Source organism: Microcoleus sp. S13_C5 (assembly GCF_036700845.1).
In the GTDB taxonomy this organism is placed as follows: domain Bacteria; phylum Cyanobacteriota; class Cyanobacteriia; order Cyanobacteriales; family Microcoleaceae; genus Microcoleus.
Map to the genome: position 1 here is coordinate 71,793 of NZ_JAUBPR010000010.1, position 23,208 is coordinate 95,000.

General features: G+C 47.6%; 8 protein-coding genes. 5 read left to right on the plus strand and 3 right to left on the minus strand.

Translation table 11 applies throughout. The features are described 5' to 3' along the window. Positions 1 to 163: 163 nt before the first annotated feature. Entirely contained in the window at positions 164 to 316 is a 153-nt protein-coding gene (locus tag QUA04_RS04880; protein WP_333254309.1) for a hypothetical protein, read from the plus strand. A 317-nt stretch (positions 317 to 633) separates the two neighbouring features. Here the strand turns inward: QUA04_RS04880 and QUA04_RS04885 are convergent, their stop codons facing one another. Both QUA04_RS04885 and QUA04_RS04890 read right to left on the minus strand, forming a co-directional pair. After that, the gene (locus QUA04_RS04885; protein WP_333254313.1) at positions 634 to 1,872 is read right to left on the minus strand and encodes a hybrid sensor histidine kinase/response regulator; all 1,239 of its coding nucleotides are present in this window, start codon (positions 1,870 to 1,872) and stop codon (positions 634 to 636) included. A gap of 251 nt (positions 1,873 to 2,123) precedes the next feature. Then, positions 2,124 to 8,618 carry a PAS domain S-box protein gene (locus tag QUA04_RS04890; RefSeq protein WP_333254315.1) on the minus strand — a complete coding sequence of 2,165 codons (6,495 nt, stop codon included), beginning with the start codon at positions 8,616 to 8,618 and terminating at the stop codon, positions 2,124 to 2,126. Between the two features lie 899 nt (positions 8,619 to 9,517). Between QUA04_RS04890 and ppsA the strand changes: the two genes are divergently transcribed. The 3 genes from ppsA (at position 9,518) to QUA04_RS04905 (ending at position 21,271) form a co-directional block, all read left to right on the plus strand. Further along, entirely contained in the window at positions 9,518 to 11,995 is a 2,478-nt protein-coding gene (gene ppsA / locus QUA04_RS04895) for a phosphoenolpyruvate synthase (protein ID WP_333254317.1), read from the plus strand. A 452-nt stretch (positions 11,996 to 12,447) separates the two neighbouring features. Further along, on the plus strand, positions 12,448 to 12,768 hold the full coding sequence (locus QUA04_RS04900; protein WP_333254319.1) for a DUF6464 family protein: 321 nt from the start codon (positions 12,448 to 12,450) through the stop codon (positions 12,766 to 12,768). Positions 12,769 to 14,266: 1,498 nt separating this feature from the next. After that, the gene (locus tag QUA04_RS04905; RefSeq protein ID WP_333254321.1) at positions 14,267 to 21,271 is read left to right on the plus strand and encodes a DUF4347 domain-containing protein; all 7,005 of its coding nucleotides are present in this window, start codon (positions 14,267 to 14,269) and stop codon (positions 21,269 to 21,271) included. A 48-nt stretch (positions 21,272 to 21,319) separates the two neighbouring features. On the opposite strand, the gene QUA04_RS04910 is transcribed toward QUA04_RS04905, so the two are convergent. Next, positions 21,320 to 21,877, minus strand: a complete 558-nt coding sequence (locus QUA04_RS04910) for an NUDIX hydrolase (protein ID WP_333254323.1) — start codon at positions 21,875 to 21,877, stop codon at positions 21,320 to 21,322. Positions 21,878 to 21,967: 90 nt separating this feature from the next. Here QUA04_RS04910 and QUA04_RS04915 point away from each other — a divergent pair, with 90 nt between their 5' ends. Next, positions 21,968 to 23,173, plus strand: coding sequence for an AMIN domain-containing protein (locus QUA04_RS04915; RefSeq protein WP_333254325.1), 1,206 nt, complete (start codon positions 21,968 to 21,970; stop codon positions 23,171 to 23,173). The last annotated feature ends 35 nt before the right edge of the window (positions 23,174 to 23,208 follow it).

Here is a 23,208-nt window from a genome sequence, read left to right on the forward strand (position 1 = left end):
TTGGAATGACTGATGACTATCGCAGTTTGGTTCTTGCGTACAGTGGCATTTTTTTTACTGCTATCCTTTTGCTATTTTTTAGTAATTATAAAACCTCAGCAGCGGATGCAGCTACCTAGCTGATGATTGGGGAACTTGAACCACACGCTTGAGAGTGGGCTGTGTGCTTGCAGACCGCGCAGATTTATTTGTAGAATTGAGTTGTTCGCTGCAAGTTTTCCGCCTCGCCCCAAACCTAGTGGCCCAAAACTATCATACTCTTACCAATATTGCAACTCAACTCTATTTTAATTTACAACCTTTGGCATGGGAATAGCAAGAGGCAAGTCAAAAGAGCGCGGAGTAATCACGATTGGCATTGCTGATAGCCTTTGAAACTTTAAATTTTAAATAGTCCTTTAAAGCTTGCCTAAAGTTGCATTATTTTTTTATAGAAATATATAAATCCTAAGCTACGATAATTACCGTTGATTTACAAGATACGCTCTGAGATTGTGTCCGGTTAATTGTCCGCAATTAGCGCTGGTTTGTATTGAGCAATGCAAGTCCTCTCTGGAGCGAGTAACCAAGATTTGCATTCCTTGCTACCAACCTAATTACCAACTTAATTATGGTTGTCTAACCGGACATAATTTAACTCGGTTGAGTCGCTCCATTGTTCTGAGGTTTGGGCAGCACAACTGTAAACACGCTGCCTTGACCGACATTGCTGCTAATAGCAATCTCACCGTTAAAAGGTTTTAAAAGTTCAATACAAGTATAAAGTCCTAGGCCAGTTCCTGTCGGTTCCCCTTCGGTTTTTTCCTCGCCTTTAGGTGGCTTGGAGGTGTAAAAAGGGTCAAAAAGTTTTGGCAAATCTTCAGAGGATATGCCGCATCCCGTATCTGCAATATCCATGTATATGTTCGAGTCGTCTTGCCGAGTCACAATAGTTATTTCTCTGCTTTTCTTTTCCCACATAGCATCCATTGCATTATTGATTAAATTATAAAATACTTGAGAAAGATAGGAATAAATTAAGGGAATGCTAGCAATTTCTTCGTCATAAAAGTATTTTTTTCTAATTTTATTTTTAAAATACAGGTTGCCTTCCAATAGCTGAATTTCTCGCTGCACTAAATCGTTGATATTCACCGGGTGCAAATCTTGCTTTTGCTCATTTCGGCTTTTCATCATCAGAGTATCCATGATCTGATTGATTTTTGTGACAGCTTGAAAAATATACTTAGTATAATTAAACAGAGAGTCTTCTTGAATTTGTGTGGCTTTTGTTTCAATCAAATCGACGCTAGTCTGGATCACTTGCAGCGGACTTTTGAGGTTGTGAACCATGCCCTGAGTCAAACGTCCGATGATGGCTGTTTTTTCCTGGTTTATTAATTGCTTGGTTTTTTGTTCAACAAGTCTTTCCAGGTTTTGGTTGAGGTGGGCAAGTTCGAGGTTTTTTTCTTCTAGTTTTTTCTGCAAGCTGCGGATTGTCAAGTGGGTTTGAATCCGGCTCAAAACTTCTTCGTGTTGGAAAGGCTTAGTGATGTAGTCAACGGCTCCTGTCTGAAAGCCTTTTACTTTATCAGGCGTATCGGAAAGGGCGCTCATGAATATGATGGGAATATCTTGCGTTGACGGCTCTGCTTTCAAACGCCGGCAAGTTTCAAAACCGTCAATTCCTGGCATCATGATATCCAAAAGAATCAAGTCTGGATGGATGTAGTCAATTTGCTCTATCGCACTTTCGCCGTCTAGAGCCACTAATACTTTAAACCCGTAATTCCTTAACAACTCGAAAAGCACGTCAAGATTTGTTTGGTTGTCATCGACAATTAGTATGATGCTTCTTTCGGAATTCTTATCGTTCATATTCAAGGGAAACATTCAAATTTTTGATTTTTGAGTTGTTGGTTGTGACGTTAAATCGGATTGAATGAATTTTCTGCAGCTCTAGAAACCTGGTTGCTTCCTAGATGCTTCTATTTGCAATAAGCCTTTGAGGAGCCGGCTGCGAGTCCGGGCCGCCCAAGCAAATTAAGTTGTCGCTTCGCGGGAGGCCAGAACACCTAATTGAGAATGGTACTCTGGGCGCGAGATTTAACTGATTTTGAGTTGTCTGTTAGCTACCGTCAATTTTAGGACAAATGTTGCTTCAAAAAATCTCGAATTTGCTTGAGCTGAAATCCTTTAGCAAGTTGGCGCAGGTGATGAACGAAAGGCACTAATGTCGGGTCAGAATGTTCGAGTTTAGCAGTTTCTTCCAGAATAGCTTCAATATCGCCCATTGCAGCCAATCTTAACAACGCCAAAACTGACTCTGAGGCAGGAGACACCATCGTTGAGTCAGCAGCAGCAATCTCAGAAGATGCTTTTGCAGTTTGATCTGTCCGCTTTTTGGTTTGCGCTCGTTCTTCGTAAACCCATTCTAGTCTCAAATGCAGGCGCAATAATTCTAAAAGCTCGTTAGTTTGAATCGGTTTGGTGAGAAAATTATCGCAACCTGCAAGTATGCTCTGTTGCCTGCTAGTCTCGTAAACGTTAGCGGACAAAGCAAGGATAACCTTATCTTTTAATTCCGGCAACTGTCGCAGCCGCCTGGTAGCTTCCCAACCGTCCATTACGGGCATCAGCAAATCCATTAAAATTATATCCGGTAGAAATTCCTGTGCTTTGTGCAAGCAGTCTTCGCCGTCTGTAGCTTCGGCAATTTCAAAACCTAAATGAAAAAGTAACCTGTGCAACATGGCGCGATTTACTTCGTGATCGTCCACGATTAGCACTTTCCGCTGGGGGCCGATAAAACCTACAAGCCGCCTTTTTTCTTGCCGGGAGAGGAGTTCCGAACACTGGGCGACTGCGGGCAAGTCTAGATCCAACCAAAATATGCTGCCTTTGCCGCAGGTACTTTGGACGCGAATTTGGCTGCCCATCATTTTGACTAATTTTTGGCTGATGGAAAGTCCCAGCCCCGTACCTTCGACGAAATTGTTATGATCGCCCACTTGATGAAAAGGCAAAAATATTTCTTCTAATTTATTCTGCCCGATGCCAATGCCGGTATCTTCGATTTGAAAGCGAATTTTAGGGGTAGGGGCACGATCGCCCATGTTTTCTGCTGTTATCACCTTGCCCGCTTCTGTTGTTTCCAGCGGCGGGAGCGACATTTGCGGCGCGTCTAAATTGGCGTCCAAATTGATATTTTGAGTGGCAATTTCCGCTTTCAAAGTAGAGTTTTGGCAGTTGGTTTGAGGATAATTATCGGGGAAATTTTCTGCATAACCGACTTTGAATGTAACGCTGCCGCTGCTCGTAAACTTAACGGCATTGCTGAGCAAATTAATCAAAACTTGACGCAACCTTTTTTCGTCTGCCAAAATGCCGTCTGGCAGCGCTGAAACCTGTTCGTAATTAAAGGCAATTCCTTTTTGAGCAGAGCGCATCTGGAACAAATCAATAATACTTTTAACAAAAGTAGAAAAATGCACCTTTGTCAGTGACAGCTCCATTTTACTAGCTTCGATTTTTGAGAGGTCTAAAACATCATTAATCAGCATCAGCAGGTGGTTGCCGCACTGGTGAATGTTGTTAAGACTTTCCTGCTGATCGGCGGTAAAGTTTTTATCGACTTTGAGCAGTTGAATGTATCCCAAAATCCCGTTCAAAGGCGTCCGCAATTCGTGGCTCATGTTGGCGAGAAAGTCGCTTTTAGCGCGGTTGGCGGATTCGGCGGCTTCTTTAGCTAATTGCAGGGCGGCTTCTGCAAGTTTGCGATCGGCAATTTCGGTTTGTGCTTGTTCAAATAGCATCGATTGCTGAATGGCGATCGCCAACTGCACCCCCAATTGTTTGAGACACTCTCCCTCGAATTGCTGCCAGGGACGCGGGCCCGTGCAGTGGTGAGCAATTAACAGCCCCCACAAGTTTTCACCTTGCAAAATCGGCACTACCAGATTCGCTCTCACATCGAGCTGAGTCAACAAGGCCAAGTGGCAGTCGGCCAGGTCGGCATTGTGAACATCTTCTATCGCTCTAATTCTACCGTCTTGGTAAAGAGGAACGTAGGCTGCCCCGAAACAGGGGTCATAAATTTCCATTCCTACAATTGGTCGGACATTTTCGGCAACCGACTCGACAGCGATCAACCCACCCCAATCCGGATTAAATTGGTAAATAACAGTCCGGTCTACTTGCAAAAAATGCCGCACTTCTTCGACACTTTTGGTAAGAATTTCTTCAAGATTGAGAGAAGATCTAATGCGTTCCAGCATGGCTACTACCAACTGTTCGCGCTTTAATTTTTGTCGCAAAATTAGCTCTGATTCTTTGCGCTTTGTGATGTCGGTAATTACTCCAATTAAGCCGATGTAATTTCCATTAACATCTTGAATACTGTCGGCTCGTACCAGAGCAGTAACTGCTTCGCCGCTCTTAGTTCGCAGTGCAATTTCTCCACACCAAGAGCGACCTTGGCGAAGGCTTTTATAGATTTGTTTGTAATTTTTATGCCGGACATAAAGCGCGGTCATATCGCTAATATCATTGAGTTCTTCCACGGTGTAGCCGTAGCGCTGAATGAAGGCTTGATTGTGGTAAATAGACCGCCCTTTCAAGTCGGCGATCACGATCGCGTCGCTGGTACTTTCGACGGCTTGAGTGACCTGCAGTAAAGCTAATTCTGCTGCTTTGCGATCGCTAATATCCGTCATCGAACCCACCATCCGCAGAGGGTTTCCGGCTTCGTCCCACACTGCTTGAGCGCGGGCGAGCACCCACTTATAGCTACCGTCTTTGCACTGCAAGCGGTATTCGGCGGCGTAATGGGGGGTTTGGCGATCGAGATAACCTTGGATCGCTGCTTGCACTCGTGAGCGATCGTCTGGATGGATGCGCTCGATCCATGCGCTGTTGGTGCTGTCGATTTCGCCGTCTGCGTAACCGATAATTTCTTGCCAGCGGGCCGATCGAAAAGCTTCATTTGTTTGAAGATTCAGATCCCAAATTCCGTCTTGATTGCCTTTGAGAACTAACTGCCAGCGTTCTTCACTTTTACGCAATTCTTCTTCGGCTTGTTTGCGCTGAATATGATCGCCCAACTGAGTTGCTACAGCCTTGACCAACTCTACTATACGCGGTTCCATAATCGAGCGACCGCGCTTGCAGAATATTAAAACTGCCAGCACCTTTGAGCTAGCGTGAATTGGCACTCCGAAACAACCTTTCAATCCGACTGATTTCGCCATTTGCGATCGGGCAAAAAGATGATTTTCGGCTAGAGAAATATCTTCAATCCATTCTACCTTTCTGGTTGACCAAATCCGTCCAGGTACTGCCACTCCGGCGGCGAATCTAATTTTTTTACTTTCGCGGCCGAACCTATCTAAATCGCGATCGCTAGCGTACCAAGTTTCGCTGTGTTCCAAAAAAGTACCGTTAGCAGTCGGTATCCAAGCTTCCGCAAAATCCCAGCCGATCGCATTGCACAACAACCGCAGGATATCTGGGAGGGCGCTCTGAAAATCTGCTGACTGACTAATGGCTTGAGTTGCTGCCAGCAACAGCTTTATTTCATCTTCTGCTTGCTTGCTTTCTGTAATATCAGTTGCCGTGCCGAGAATTTGTTTTAACTTACCGTCTGCTGTTTTCGCAAATACAGTATCTCGGCTAACCATCCAGCACCAAGAACCATCCTTGTGCCTAATTCGGTATTCAATTTCAAAGATATCCCCTTCGCTGCCTGTTTCAACTTGCTGTAAATAATCAGGCATTTTGATTGAATCTTCGGGGTGGATTAAAGTTGACATCATCCACGGCCCGATTGCCTGAATCTCCTCTACTGTATAGCCGAGAATGTGGTATATAGAAGCGTTTGCATAGATAGTTTTTTTTTCAATTAAATCGCAAACATACAAAATATTAGGACTTGCCCCAGCAATTTGCTGAGCGAACCGCTGGCTTTCCCGCAGTGCTGCTTCTGTTTTTTTTCTTTGGGAAATATCGCGAACAATACAAATGATTTCCCCGTCGGGCAGCATTGTCAGCGAGACATCTATAGGGACTTCCGAGCGGTCACGACGGCATCCTACTGCTTCGGTGCTGTAAGAACCTTTCTTCACTAAAGTCGGCAGGACTTCTTGCTCGAACCTTTGCAGCTCTGCACCTTGGTAGAATATTTTCCAACTTTTACCTAAGATTTCTTCGAGAGAGTCGTAACCGTAGATTTTTAGTCGTGCTGCGTTGCAATAAATCACCTCTTTGTCGGCACTGAATATGGCGATACCTTCGGAAGCAGCAGCCATTGCCGCTGCTTGCCTGTGGAGTTTTGACTCAAAACGTTTGCGATTGGTGATGTCACGGACGATCGCGATAATTTCGTCATCCGTGCAGAAAACAATTCTAGCTTCAAAATCGTACAGTTCCTCATTAACTGGCATTTGATATTCTACAACTTGAATCTCGCCGGTGGTGATCGCTTGTTGATTGCCCGACAAGATTTTGTCAGCAAAAGCAGCCGGCAATATGTCTTGTGCTTTTTTGCCAATTAGTGCTTTTTGTGGTAGGATATTCTCGAAATCTTTTGCAGGCTTGAAGTCTACAAAAGTGCCGTCTGCCCGACAGCGAAATATCATGTCTGGTATCGCATTTAAAAGAGCGCGGTTGGTGGCTTCACTCTTACGCAATTCAGCTTCAGCTTGCTTGCTAAATGTAACATCGCGAGCAACTGCATAAATCAAACCTTCTTCTGCAAACGGAGATGCTGTCCACGACAGCCATTTATAAGTACCATCTTGGCAAAGATAGCGGTTTTCTAAGCTAATAACGGGGTGGCTTTTTTTAAGTTTTTCTAATTCCGCTACAGTAATTTCTAGGTCTTCTGGATGGACGAATTCTATCAAAGGTTTGGCTAAGATTTCATCACTGCTATAACCCAATACATTTGACCAAGCGGGGTTTAAGCGTTTGAAATAGCCATCAAAACCTGCAATGCAAAGTAAATCCAGCGAGAGATTAAAAAATCGATCGCGGTCTTGCTGGGTTTGTTTCAATTCGGTAACATCCATCACCAAACCGTCCCAAACTATATCGCCGTTGGCTTGCTTTTCTGGCTTTGAGGCGCCTTGCAGCCATTTCACTCGATCTCCCATAACTTGCCGCCACTGGTGTTGCCAAGCTTGCTGAGTTGCCGCTGAAGTTGCCATCGATCGCTGCAAGTCTGAGATGTCGTCTGGGTGAACTGTTGCAAAAGCCAAACTGGCATTTTCTTCTATTTCTTCTGGCTTTAAATTGTATATCTGCCAACTGCCTGAAGAAACGTAAGTAAAAGATGTTTTACCATCTACATAAAGCCGATATTGATAAATCATTCCCGGCACGTTGTCGGTCATGATTTGAAATCGAGCTTCGCTTTCCTGCAACGCAATTTGCTGGCGTTTGTATTCGGTCACATCTCGCATTGTTCCGACCAACATTTTACGACCGTCGGCGTTGTTAAATACTGTTTTTTTAGTAGATATAATGCGTTCTTGGCCGTCGCCATCTGTAAAAAATTCTTCTGTTTCCTGAGAAAGACTTCTTTGCATTACTTCCTCGTCTTGTTGCCAAAAAAAAGCCGCTTGTGCTGGGGGTAAAAAATCGTATCCTGACTGGCCAATCAGTTCCGAGCGTTTTTTTCCTATCAAATTGCAAAAAGCATCGTTTAATACGATCCATTTGTGCTGCTCATCTTTAACAAAAATTGGGTCAGGAGTAGAATTAATCGTGTGATTTAAAAACTCTTCTGATGCTTTTAATTTAGCTTCGTAACGATAGCGATCACTCACGTCTAAGACTACTTTAATCAGGCGGTCGATCGAGCCGTCCCGGGCGCGAATACAGCGCAGGGAAACTCTAGTATAAACTGTTTTTCCGTCTTTTCTGTGCCATCTTTGATCTAAAACATAGCCTTCACTCTCCCCTGCCAAAATTTTATTTAACTGCTCTAAACTAGGCTGCACGTCTTCAGGAAAAACCCACCGCTTCCAATTCTCGTGCAAAAAATCTTGGTGATCGTATCCCAGTAAATCACACAAAGCATCGTTCACTTCCAACCACTCGCATTTTTCTGGTGCTGAGGGGGCACTCGGAGGAGCAAGAATGGCAATTCCGACGAGAGAATTCTCGACTACCGAGCGATATTTTTCTTCGCTTTTTCGCAAAGCTTCTTGGTTGTGCTGTCGCTCGACTGCGTAGCGAAGCGATCTAATTAACACTTGGCTGTCAATTTTTCGCTTCACTAGATAATCTTGAGCTCCGGCTTGGATTGACTGCACGGCAAGCTCTTCATCGTTGCGGGCAGTCAGTACGACAATCGGAGTATTTAGGCTATATTCTTGTATTTTGACAATTGTATTTAAGTCTTGGCTGTCGGGCAGCGAAAGATCTAGTAAAATCACATCAAAATGTTCGCTGACCAAAAGTTCCTGCGCTTTGCTGAGACGGTCGGTACAACTTACTGATAGCCTTTGGGGTTCGGTTCTACTGACATTTGTTTCTAATAATAATTCTTCGATCAGATCGGCTTCTGCTTGATTGTCTTCGACCAGAAGAACTTTAAAGCCGTTTCGCTTTGCGGGTGGGCTCAAAACTGATATCATATACCTTGTTTTTTGTCATAAGGCAGTTTAGCCAACTATTATAGCATATAAAGAATTGTATAGCCACAAATCCCGCCGTTTCCCGTTAAAAACTCTTTGGTTCAACAATTACAATGCACTTTATCTCAGATGTTGAACGGTTCTCAAGAACGGGCTTTCCGGCCCATTTCACAAAGAGTAAAGTTTCTTGGGAGGGGTTCTTCTAACCAGCCCTTAAAAGGCTTATTGAAAATGGTGCAATATCTAATATCTATGCGACTGTGTTTTTGATCTAAATAGTCTAACGCAATCAGAGGGAAAATTTTTAAGGTTTTTAGGACCTGGGTTTCAGGAGGAAACTAAGCTGCTGGGTGTTATTTTTTTTTTCGATCGCCCCTGTCACCCGATTTGAGATTTGAGATTTGAGATTTAGTCCACAGATGAATCGAGGAGATTGAACTAGAATCTCAAATTTTGGGCGACTCACGACTCCTGTCGGAAAGTAAGTATCGGTTTTTGGGCGGGTTCAGCCGATCGCGCGCTCCAACCCCACCCTTTTTTGCCCTTGGATTCCGCTACCAACACAATCCGAGCGATATCCCCACACCAATGAGCGCTCAACGCAAAAAAAGCGGTGGGAACTATCTTCACTATTCATATTTTTACCACTTCTTTTATAATACCTTACATAAACTCATTACTGCAATTTCTTTACTTTTTGCAATCAAATAAAATATCTCCACAGGCCTTGCTATTTAGCCAAAAAGTGATAATCTTGAAATAGAGGCAATCGAAAACTCGGTTGATACAGCCTAGGAAAAAATTTGAGAATTTTTGTAACCCAATTACAATTCCCAATAAACTGTCTTTTGTTTACTGTCCTTTGACCGAAATGAGCAGAAGTTGAGAGGAAAAAAGCAATGCTCGACAATTTAGCAATTGAACAAAAACCCGGTTTTATTCCCAAAGAAAAATCCTTAGTATTGTTGTTTGATGAAGTTGGCATCGCCGACATCCCATTAGTAGGCGGTAAAAATGCTTCTTTGGGCGAAATGATTCAACAGTTAACCGCCCAAGGAGTCAGAGTTCCCAACGGATTTGCAACTACAGCACACGCTTATCGCTACTTCATCCAGTCAGCGGGTTTAGAAGCAAAATTGCGCGAAATTTTTGCCGATTTAGACGTAGAAGATCTGCAGAACCTACGACAAAAAGGCAAGCAAGCGCGGGCACTGATTCTGGACACACCATTTCCGCGAGAACTACAAGCGGCGATCGCGGATGCTTACGAAAAATTGTGCGATCGCTACGGCGACAGTACAGACGTAGCAGTGCGTTCCTCCGCCACCGCCGAAGACTTACCAGACGCCAGTTTCGCCGGACAGCAAGAAACCTACCTCAACGTCCAAGCTTGCGCTGGCGTCCTCGAATGCTGTCACAAATGCTTTGCTTCCATATTCACCGATCGCGCGATTTCCTACCGCCAGCAGCGAGGTTTCGATCACTTTGAAGTCGCCCTCTCAGTCGGCGTCCAAAAAATGGTGCGATCGGACTTAGCATCCTCCGGCGTCATGTTCAGCATCGACACCGAAACCGGATTCAAAAACGCCGTATTAGTCACCGCCGCCTACGGATTAGGCGAAAACGTCGTCCAAGGCACCGTCAACCCCGACGAATACTTCGTCTTTAAACCAACATTAAAACAAGGTTTTCGTCCGATTTTAGACAAACGCCTCGGCAGCAAAACACTCAAAATGGTGTACGATATCGGCGGTTCTAAATATACCAAAAACGTCTCCGTGATAGCCGCAGAAAAAAATAAATTTGCCATACAAGATGATGAAATTCTGCAACTAGCAAAATGGGCTGTAGTCATCGAAGAACACTACTCTAAAGTGCGCGGGACTTATACCCCGATGGACATTGAGTGGGCAAAAGACGGCAATACGGGCGAATTATTTATTGTCCAAGCGCGACCCGAAACAGTACAATCTCAAAAGTCTGCTAAAGTTTTGCGAAACTACAAACTGCAAGGTACCAGTGCAGTTTTAGCAAAAGGACGCGCCGTTGGCGAATCAATCGGACAAGGCAAAGCCCGCGTGATTTTAGACGTTCACAGAATCGCTGAATTTCAATCAGGAGAAGTTTTAGTTACCAACAAAACAGACCCGGATTGGGAACCGATTATGAAAAAAGCAAGTGCGATAGTCACCAATTCCGGTGGCCGCACTTGTCACGCCGCCATCATCGCCAGAGAAATGGGAATTCCCGCCATTGTCGGCACCGGCGAGGCCACCCAAATCTTGAAAAACGGGCAAGAAATCACTGTTTCTTGTTCGGAAGGAGATGAAGGCAAAGTTTATTCCGGTTTGCTTCCTTTTGAAATTCAAGAAACTGCGATCGAGAATTTACCCCGCACCCGCACTCAAATTTTAATGAATGTGGGAAATCCAGAAGAAGCTTTTGGTTTATCAGCAATTCCTTGCGACGGCGTAGGCTTAGCGCGACTGGAATTCATCATTGCCAATCACATTAAAGCACACCCGCTGGCACTAATTCACTTTGACGAATTGGTGGATGAATCAGTCAAAGAAGAAATTGCAGAACTGACAGCACTTTACCAACACAAACCCGATTTCTTCACGGACAAACTAGCCCACGGAATTGCCACAATTGCCGCCGCATTTTATCCAAATCCAGTCATCGTGAGGATGAGCGATTTCAAGAGCAACGAATATGCTAATCTTTTGGGAGGGCGGCAGTTTGAACCCAAGGAAGAAAACCCGATGATCGGGTGGCGCGGCGCATCTCGCTATTACGACCCAAATTACCGCGAAGCTTACGCTTTGGAATGCCAAGCATTAAAGCGAGTTCGCGACGAAATGGGCTTGACAAATGTGATTCCAATGATTCCCTTTTGTCGCACCCCGGATGAAGGACGAAAAGTGTTAGCTGAGATGGCAAAACACGGTTTAGTTAAGGGCGAGAACGGCTTGCAAGTGTATGTGATGTGCGAATTGCCGAGCAATGTCATATTTGCTGACGAATTTGCCCAAGTTTTTGACGGATTCTCGATCGGCTCTAACGATTTAACTCAGCTAACATTAGGATTAGACCGGGATTCTGCTTTAGTCGCGCACATTTTTGACGAACGGAATGAAGCTGTCAAGCGAATGGTAGCAATTGCCATTAAAGCCGCCAAGAAGTACGATCGCAAGATTGGGATTTGCGGTCAAGCGCCCAGCGATTATCCTGAGTTTGCTCGTTTCTTGGTTGAGTTGGGAATTGATTCGATTAGTTTGAATCCCGATTCGGTTTTGAAGACTTTGTTAGATGTTGCTAAGGTGGAAGGTGCGGGTTCGTTGATGGATTTAGCGGGGGATATTGCTAAGGTTTAACCGTTTGGGTTTTTGAGAGAAACCGGGTTCCTCAAACAATAGCTGGCCCATGTTCTGACTTGGTTGTTTTGGAACTCGACCCGGTTTCTCCTATCTAGCCCTGTAAAATAACCGATTTCGCGTTTGTAGTGATGAATCCAAGTTCTCTGAGTTTTTTATCAGGACTTGCATTCCTCACTACAAACATATTTGATTGCTGGTAATTGACCTGACATACTATCACATCATATCTGCGCTTCTGGCTTTGTTAGACTCTGGCGCTGTGCTTTACCAAGAAAGTGTCGCCAACAGCGATCGACCTCCTCACTCCCGAGCTAACGGTTAACACAGGGGCGGCCTAGTTTGAGACTTGATCGGGAACTTTTCTTATTTAAAACCGTCTTGTCGAGGAGGATTTTTTGTTGCCGATCGCCTAAATTAAAACAAATATTCTCCACATAAGCTCTGAAAATGTGCTAACTGCTCTCCTGATTATTTTCATAGGTTTAGCTCCGTCGCTGCTGTCTTTGTGGGTGATGCGCTCTGCCCAGAGCCAAGCCCGCGACAGAATTGCAGCGGCAAGACTTGCGGTAGCGAATAGAGCCATGCGAACTCAACTACCAACTGCCGATCGCACTTACATACAAAGCCTCGGTTATTCGATCGGCGATATCACGTGCGAGTATAACGCCCGCTCAAATTACATTCGCTGCGCTGTCAATCCTTCTGGGCCCTGTCAAGATTGTCGGTACTACCAAGCCAGGACTCTTGACGTACGGGAGCAAAAGATATAGCTTGTATTGGTGTTTATATCTACGTCTATTTGCGGATGTAGTAATCAATGAGTTAATATGTACTTACGTGTAAGGATTATTGTTGAAGCTTGTTTTGGACGACCCGCGCCCAAACTCAGCAATTAAACCCTAATCGAGCATTATTGCTTGGTTACAGTTGCCATAACTGGCGAATTGCGTTCGGTGTTTTTCTAGTTGAGGACTTACGATCAGAAACGAAGTTTAGATGATAAATTTTGGTTGGGTGGCGAGAAACCTAGGAATAAATTGGGTTTTTAGTCTTCTAGGCGTAACTCCTGCAGTTAAGAAAATTAGCCAACAAAAATCGTAAGTAGCTGAGGCGCAAATCTCCTAATCAGTTTCTCCAAAACATCATGAAAAATTCTGCACGAAACATTGTCCCGAGCATTTATCTTAAACAGAAACCAGCTCGAAGACTCGCTTGTTGGCAGTTTGAGAAGTTGCTGGTGGGCGGCACTAATCTGTTTTTGCGATCGTAGCGAAACAGTCTCCCACCTAGATTGCTATCTCCCGACTCCAAGTCAAGAATTTTTAAGACGCTTCGTCGATACAGGGTATGCCGATTTCAATTGAATCTCATATGTTGCACCATTCTCAAGAATAGGCTTTCGGGCCTGTTCCACAACAAGTGAATTTTCTTATGGGCGGGGGATGAGAACCCCCCCATGGAAGGGTTATTGAGAATGGTACAAGATCTCAGTTGAATAACACTTCGGGCACGGCCAGCATAATTATGTGACGGCTATCACTCCCTAATTAATGTGTGGTTGCTATTGTGAACAGGGCTTGCACACCAAAACCAAAGAAACCGAGTTTTTTACCGGGAGCGAGGGCTGCAAAGAAGTCTTTTCGTCCCTCAAACTAGGTTTATACGTCTAAAAATAGTGAGTTTTATCTGCAAAGTAAAGTGCATTAGACGAGGTACAGAAAACCTCATCAAGTAAATTTTTGAGAACTCGTGTTCTTATCTACTGCGCGATGTAAGAGCTGTGTAACAGATACACTCGCTAACAGAAAAGAAAAAAGCCGAAGGCAAAATATCACCCGAGCGAGAGATTATTGGGATTTAAATACCAAATCCTCAGCCCTTCTGCCGGTGATATTTGCAATGCTATCAAACATTGATATAGCACTGCTTTGTGCTGAGCACAATCCGCTTTTTGCTCTTGATCCAAGTCAAGCAGCAGAGCCTTTTACTCTGCAATTAAACCTTGCCAATAGGTGATAATTATCATCTGGAAATGGGTACATCATCTACAATCCGTGAGCCAACTTGACCATGCAAAGCATCTGCAACAAACCAATTTTTATCACCCCACAAATATGTGACTCCACCGCAAGGATTGCGGGCGCAAACTCCCAAACAACAGCAACTTATTATCAGAAAAAACCAATAAAACAAGTAAAAACAGAGGAGTGTTTCCTGTCCCAGAAACTCCGTGGCGTCACGAGAATTGGGCATCCCCACAGAGAATTTTTGCGAGCAACAGAGTCTGTGGGCACTCGGACTTTAAAAAATGTACTGTTCCTCGATGCCAGAGTAGAGAACTGCGACAGCTTGGCAAGAGGAGCAACAGCCGATACAGAGGTATTTGTATTGGACTCGACGCAGGATGGAGTCGAGCAAATTACTAGAATTCTGGCTAACTGCAGCGATTTAGACAGCCTTCAGATAGTTTCTCACGGTCGAGAAGCGGCGGTTCAGCTAGGGTCGATCGAACTCTGCAGCGACAACTTAGAAACCTACAGCCATTTGTTACAGCAGTGGGGAAAAGCCCTCAGCGAGAGAGGAGATATCTTGTTATTCGGGTGCAGCGTCGCAGCGGGGGAAAGCGGCGAGGCCTTCGTGCGGCGGCTGAGCTTGATGGTCGGTGCAGATATTGCGGCTTCCGACAACTTGACGGGGAGTGCGGCACTCGGCGGCGACTGGGAATTAAAATTTGCGATCGGGGAAATAAAGGCGAGAATCACCATTGAAAAAGAAGTGCTCGAAGCCTACCCTTACGCCCTCGGCACATTAGTTAACGAAACTTTCAAAAACTCCACAGTTAGGGGGCCTTGGATTTACGGGGGAAACAACGGGGCACTGTTCAATCCCAGCAGCACGGTGACCGCAGCCAATCAACTTATCCCCGGCATTACCGGAGGCACAGTATCCGGCGTACTTCCGGCTTTGGGCGGTTCAAATCCCGGCGATGGCGCTCTGCGATTAACTCCAGCAGTAAACCTTCGGGAAGCCTTCGTCATCTACAACAACCCCATTCCTTCAACCGACGGTCTCAGAGTCCAGTTTGATTTTTATTCTTACGGTTCAAGTCAGCAATTTGAGTCTCCGCAACCTTTTATTAGCCCTCAGCCAGGGGACGGGCTGGGTTTCTTCTTGATTGACGGCACTGCCAGCCCAACAAGGACTGGGGGTTATGGCGGTTCTCTGGCTTACGCTCCACGAACAGGTACACCCGGTATTGAGGGAGGTTATTTAGGTATTGGGCTTGACGAGTTTGGCAATTTTTCAACATCCACAGAAGGGCGCTCTGACCCTGAGCCACCTCCAATTCCTGGCTCCTCTATTGGTTCTTTCAGACCTGATTCAGTAACTGTTAGAGGAAATCAAGCCGACGGTTATCGGTTCTTAACAAATGCGATCGTTCCCTTCGGCATCGATAACATTCCTACGAGCATTGACTTTAGTGGCCCTGTTGCCGGCAACAATTTTAATTTCAGCAATACGTTCACGAGCGATCGCAATTTAGCGAAAAGAGCCGTTCAAATTACGCTGAATCCATCTAACGATCCGGTGAATCCCTCTCGCCTTACCGTTGCCTTCGATGCAAATTTCGACGGCATCTACGAAACTACATTGATCGACATCCCCAACTTGGTCACCGCAAATGGCCCAGTACCGCCAATTTTCAAATTTGGTTTTGGCAGTTCCACAGGAGGCGCCAACAACATTCACGAACTTCAAAACGTGGTAGTTGAAACTATCAATCCTCCCAGTATCGCGGCTGAGGTTGCCACTATCAAGACTGGCCCGCAGTTCGTCAAGCCCGGAAGCAGCATTACCTATACGATTACTACTGTAAACAAGGGGCCAGCGCCTGCTACAAATGTTCTGATTCAAGATGAAATACCTTTAGAACTGCTGCTTCCGGGCGGATTGCCGCCGGTTCTCAATGCCTCCAACAACGGCACTTACGTGAACCAAACCAAGGCTGTCACCTGGCCGTTAATTCCGGTTCTCAATGCAGGTGAGACTCTGACTTACACCCTGACAATTGATTTGCCGCCCGGTTTAACCAGCGGTAGCAGTTTTGCCAACGTTGCATTCAGCACTAGCTCGACTTTCGACCCCGACCTCCGCAACAACAGCGGTGTAATCGCGCCAGGGCAAATCGAGGGGCCTGGTGTAGTGTCTACCACAGTTGTCGGTACAGTGGCGGATTTAGTTACTACCAAAAGTGGCCCTGTGACTACTTCGGCAGGGTCAAGCGTCGCCTACACATTGACTACGACTAACATGGGGCCAGACCCCGCTGCCAATGTGACCATCACGGACAGCATTATTCCGGGTTTAACAGGAGTCAGCCTATCGGACGGCGGCACTTACGACCCCGTGACAGGGGTTGTCACCTTCCCAGCACTGACGGTGCTGGCAAATGCGGATACTGCGACTCGCACCGTCAGTTTCATTGCCCCAGCCACCATTTCCGCCATCAGCAATACGGCCCGGAGTAGCGCGGCGACTTTCGATCCGATCGCCACTAACAACAATGGCTCGACAACCAACAAAGACGGCACTCTCACTAACTCTACGGTTACGACAAGTATTGCGCCCAACGCGGATCTGGCAACCACCAAAACCGGCTCTACGAGTGCTACTGCCGGTAGCTCAGTCAGCTATTCGATCGCCACAGTCAACTTAGGGCCGAGTCCTGCAGAAGCTGTAACCATCACTGACAGCATAGTTCCCGGGTTAACCGGAGTCACGGCATCGAACGGCGGCGTTTACGATCCAGTGACCGGCATTGTCACCTTCGCACCCGTGGCAATAGCCAACGCGGAGACAGTCACCCGGATGATCGGCTTCACAGTACCGCCCACCCTAACTTCCATCAGCAACACGGCAAGAAGTACCTCCATAACTCCCGACTCCACTCCGGCCAACAACAACGGTACAAACCCCAACGCCACCGTCATTACCTCGATCGACGCTGTGGCCGATGTTGTCACCCAAAAAACGGCTCCGGCCAGCATCAAGGTGGACGACACCCTCCTTTATACAATCACTACTACCAACTTAGGGCCGAGTCCTGCGACCAACGTAGTCATCACCGACAGCTTGATTCCCGGCTTAACGGGAGTCAGCGTGTCCGATGGCGGAACCTACAATCCTTCCACAGGGGCGATCAAGTTCCCAGCGATCGCGACTTTAGCCAGCGGCACCAACCAGAGCCGCACCATCAGCTTTGTACCGCCGCCTACCCTGACGAGCATCACCAACATTGTATTGAGTCGATCGGACACTTTTGACCCGGACTTAACAAACAACAACGGCTCGACAGTCGCAGTGCCCGGTGAGGCGGGGGGTCAAGTCATTACCTCGATCAATGCTGTGGCCGATGTTGTCACCCAAAAAACGGCTCCGGCCAGCCTCAAGGTGGGAGACACCCTCCTTTATACAATCACTACTACCAACTTAGGGCCGAGTCCGGCGACCAACGTAGTCATCACCGACAGCTTGATTCCCGGCTTAACGGGAGTCAGCGTGTCCGATGGCGGAACCTACAATCCTTCCACAGGGGCGATCGAGTTCCCAGCGATCGCGACTTTAGCCAGCGGCAGCAGCGTCACCCGCCGCCTGATTTTTGTACCGCCGCCTACCCTGACGAGCATCACCAACATTGTATTGAGTCGATCGGACACTTTTGACCCGGACTTGACGAATAACAACGGCTCGACAGTCGCATTGCCCGGTCAGGCGGGGGGGCAAGTTATTACCTCGATCAATGCAGCCCGCGCCGACCTGGTTACGTCCAAGAGCGGTCTCACATCTGCTCCTGGTGGTAGTTCCGTGAATTATACTATAACTACCGCCAACAATGGGCCGAATGCTGCTGAAAACGTAGTGATTACAGACAGCATCATTCCCGGTTTAACGGGAGTCAGCGCCTCCGATAACGGCACTTACGACCCAGTGACAGGGGTTGTCACCTTCCCAACAATTCGCAGCTTGACTAGCGGCAGCAACATCAACCGCGAGGTAACAATAGTCGTTCCAGCGACCGGCACCATTAGCAATACTTCCCAGAGTCGATCGAGCACTTTTGACCCCGACCCGAGCAATAACAACGGTTCCGAGTCCAGAGCCACTGTCACCACCGCCATTTTACTGGCGCAGTCAACACCCAACAAGCTTCCATCAGCCTACAGCAGCAACGCTGCGCTAGCGCCCAACAGCGTTGTCCAAATTAGCGGGCTCGGAGGCACAGACTCAGACGGCACAGTGGTTACATTCACCATCAGCACCCTGCCGCCGACAAATCAAGGCGTCCTGTTCTTGGGCGACCCCGCAACCGGGGGAGTGGCCGTCACGGCAGGTCAAACCCTGACAGCCGAGCAAATGACGCACTTATTCTTCCAGTCGGCCGGCAATTTCACAGGAGCTAATTTTACCTACAGCAGCAAGGACAATCTCGGTAGCAGCAGTCCTGCCGCCACCGTTTCTCTGGTGTCGCTGGCGTTCAACTACCCGCCGGTACCCACAAACTTCAGTAAGACACTGGCGCCAAACAGCACCGTCAACCTCACAGGGCTGACGGCCAAAGACCCCGACGACTCGATCGAATTCTTCACGATCAACACCCTGCCGGCGGCAAATCAAGGCGTCCTGTTCTTGGGCGACCCCAGCCAGGGAATCCGGGTCACGGCAGGTCAAAAACTTAGCACAAGTCAAATCAGCCAGTTATTCTTCCAAGCAACCAGCGAATTCGCAGCCGCCAACTTTACCTACAGCGCCACAGACAGGCGCGGCGCCATCAGTCCAGCCCCTGCTACAGCCTCCCTGCTAGCACTATTACCTCCCACCGACCAGCCACCCGTCGCCAACAACTCCAGCGTCGCTTTGTTGCTGGAAACAACCGTGAACATCCCCGGACTCGGAGGAACCGACCCAGACGGGACGGTGGCTTCCTTTACCGTAAACACCTTGCCGCCAGCCAATGAAGGCACGCTGTTCTTGGGCGACCCCAGCCAGGGAGTGCGGGTCACGGCAGGTCAAACCCTGACAGCCGAGCAAATTACCCAGTTGTTCTTCCAGGCGTCCGGCAATTTCACAGGGGCACACTTCACCTACAGCGCTACAGATAACCTCGGCGCCACCAGTGCGGCAGTCGCCACTGTCTCTCTCATTCCCCTTAAGGAACCGATACCGACACCCCCGCCCGCGCCGACACCGATACCAACGCCCACGCCGATACCAACGCCGACACCCGCGCCGATACCAGGCCCGGAACCAATACCGACGCCGACACCCGCGCCGATACCAGGCCCGGAACCAATACCGACGCCGATACCCGCGCCGATACCAGGCCCGGAACCAATACCGACGCCGATACCAGGCCCGGAACCAACACCACCAACACCAGCGGCGGAACCAACACCAACACCAACACCAGCCCGGCAAGCAACCCCCATATTCAACCCAGTACCCGAACCCGATACCAGTTGCGGTTGCGACCCCCTACCTGAGCCCCCTCTGATCACATTTATCCCACCCCAGCCTTCACAAATACTCAACTTCGACTCCAACGCCGCCCAACTCATCAACATCCAAAACACCAGCATCGGGACTCCCGGCAACGATTCCTTAACAGGAAACCAAACCAACCAACTGTTTCTTTCCTTTGGTGGCGACGACACAGTTATAGGTGAAGGCGGCAGCGAGATCATCTTCGGCGAACAACAGCGAGACTTCATCGCCTCCGGTAAGGGCAACGACATCGTTTACGCCGGCAAACAAACCGATGCCGTATTTGGCGGCAAACAAGACGATCGCATTTTTGGTGATCGCAACTCCGACACATTGTACGGCGATCGCGGTGCCGACACCATAGTCGGCGACAACGGCAACAACATCGACTTGACCGACAACGACGGCGACCTGATTTTCGGCGGGTCTTCAGGCGATGCCATTGCAGGAAACCAAGGTTCCGACACGATTTACTCCGGCAAAGGCCCTGACATCGCCTACGGTGGCATCGACAACGACCTGATCTGGGGTGACAAAGGCCCGGACACCCTTGACGGCGACAACGGAGACGACTCTTTGTTTGGTGGCCTCCTCAACTCCCTAGACAGTGACCCCGACGGCTTCGATTTGCTGTTGGGAGGCGATGGCAACGACCTACTTCACGGCCAACAACAAGACGACACCTTGCGAGGTGGCAACGGACGGGATTTGTTGTTAGGAGGCAAAGGGGGCGATCGCATTTTTGGCGAAACTGACTCGGATACTCTCTACGGCAATCAAGGTTCTGATACCATAATCGGCGATTACGGCACTCAACTTGGCAGTAGTGTTGCCACGGATCAAGGCGATTTAATTTTCGGTAACGACACCGGCGATATCATCGGCGGTGGCAGCGGTAACGATAGCATTTTTGCCGGCAAAGGTAATGACTTAGTTTATGGTGGCAAAGACAACGACAGGATTTGGGGCGAACTCGGTTCCGATACTATTGTCGGGGATGAGGGGGACGATTCGCTTTATGGCGGCTTGCAAAACCAGTTAGTCTCCGATGTCGATGGCCGCGACTTGCTATTTGGGGGAGATGGCAATGATTTTCTCAATGGGGGTGAGAGTTCCGACTCTTTGAGTGGGGGTTTTGGTAACGATACGCTTCGTGGAGGCAAGGATGACGATGTAGTACAGGGAGATGCGGGCAATGATTTGATTTACGGCGATGATGGCAGCGATATTTTGTGTGGCGATGAAGGTAACGATACCATTAGTGGCGATCGCGGGCAAAATGAGCGAGGCGCTGTGGGTTCTGACGGTCAGCAAGACTGTATTAATGGTGGTAGTGGCGATGACTTGTTATATGGCAATGAAGGTCAAGATACTCTCAATGGTGATCAGGGTAATGACACTATTTACGGAGGGAAAGATAACGATATTCTCAATGGGGGTGCAGGGGAGGACTGGCTGTTTGGCGATGGGGGAGATGATACTTTTATTGGGGGTATAGGGAATGATCGCTTTGTGTTAAGCGCTAATAGCGGTATTGATACTGTGCTCAATTTTTCCGTGGGAACTGATAAGTTTGTCTTGGCTGGTGGCTTGAGTTTTGAGGCTTTGCAAATTAACTCGACTGCCAATGGCACACTGCTGCAAGTTGCGGCGACTGGCGAGGTTTTGGCTCAGGTTTTGGGAGCTCATAATTCTCTGACTTCTCTGGATTTTCTCACTCTTTCTCGTTAAGACCGACCTCACAACAAACAGCGTGTAGGGTTCCATTCACACAGCACCTTACCGCTGTTTATTCAAAAAATCTAATCCTAAAAAAATAGCTGCGATGCTTCCGGATACACAAATTTCTCGGTTTTTTATTTTCACCAAAACTTCAGCAATGGGGACTAAAACGACTTCAATATCTTCTGTAATATCTAATTGTATTTTGCGGGCAACCTTGACATTTTTAGCAAAGTATATGTAGATAGAATTTGTGTCTTTTACCGGGTTATCATATAAGGTTGCTAATTCCAAAATTTCTTCAGCAACATATCCCGTTTCTTCGGCAAGTTCTCTGGCTGCTGCCGATTTCCCGCTCTCTTCAGCAGGGTTGAAAGATCCAGCAGGCAGTTCCAGCAAAATTTCGCCTACTCCGTGCCTGTATTGGCGTACAAATACAAGTTCTTGCTGCTCTGTCGTGGCAAATACGAGGGCGATATTGGGTCGGACATTAACAAAAAAGTCGTCTATAATTTGTCCACTTGGCAATTCTATTTCATCTTGTCTAACCTGACACCACTTGTTGTTAAGAACGAAGCGCGATCGCAATAATTTCCATTTAGTTAAATTTTTCATATCGCAATAATGTTAAACTTTCAGCGTCATCCGAAGGCAAAATTTTCCCATCCATAATCTATTTCAGATAAAAAATTTCACCCAGCAGCCATGCCATACAAAAAATTACCACGAAAATTTTGGGCAGACTTACAAAAATTGACTGTTAATTCTCTAGCACCCGGATTATTTGCGATCAAGTCACTGAGTCTGAGTCTAGCAGTCGTCGCTGCAGTTGCAGCAGTGCCGGCAACACTGGAACCAGCAAATGCTTCTACAGTGACAAGTTGGAAATTCGATCCGGCGACAAATGAGCTAGAAATTACTCTCCCAGAGGGAACAACCCCCACATATTCTCTACTCAACCCGTCTCAGATTGCTGTGGATTTGCCCAATACTGAGATCGGAGTAGATGCAACTCAGCTATACCCACAAGGTAGAGTGCGTTCTGTGGGAGTGAGTCAACTTCAACCGGGAACGGCGAGAATTCTGGTCAATTTGGCTCCTGGAGTCGGTTTCAGCGCGGGGAAAGTTCAATTCCAAAGAAGCGGTGTAGAAAATCGCTGGGTGTTGCGTCCTTCGATCGAACCGACTCCAATTATGGAAACTTCCGAAACTCAGCCCCAGCCTGCAATACAAGTACCGCAAAACCAGCCACCGACAGATTCCAGGTCAATTAGTGCCCCAGAGGTTGATCGACCTGAGCCTCCTAATTCGCTGAATCCAGCTACAAATTCTTCGCAGCCACCAACTCCCAATGACCAAATCCGACCGCTGAGAGTGCCTTTAGTCAATGTTCGCCTTGACGAACGCCGTGGGGTACAAGCTGCTGCTCTACCCCGCCTAGAGCCTCAAATAACGGCGACAGCAGCACCCCAACAGCGGACGCTTACCTTTGGTGAACCGCTTCCTCGCGGACGATCGAATGCTCCTTTGCAGGCTGCGGCTGGGGCGAATGTCTTGTTGCCGGCGGGCACGGAACTCAGTTTGCTATACCCCGGCGATCGGGCTTTGCGGCTGCAAGCGAAGCCCAGCCGAGAGGAAGTGCTATTGCTGCAAGGGGGAATTCTCGACAATCGCGGCAATACGATCGTACCTGCTAATACGCCAGTCATCGGCCGGTTTGAAACGACCAACCTCGGCAGTAGATTTGTGGTCGAAGCTATTAGTCTCAACGGCCGCAATATCCCTCTCTTCGCTCGATCAGAACCCGTGGGAGGCCGACGGGCTCAGCCTTCCGATCGGAGTTTGTTGCGAAATACGGGTATTGGTGGCTTAGCGGGACTTAAACAAATTTTAAGCCCAAACAAAGCCTAAACTGGCTTTATAAGCGGAGAATACGTCCCAATTTT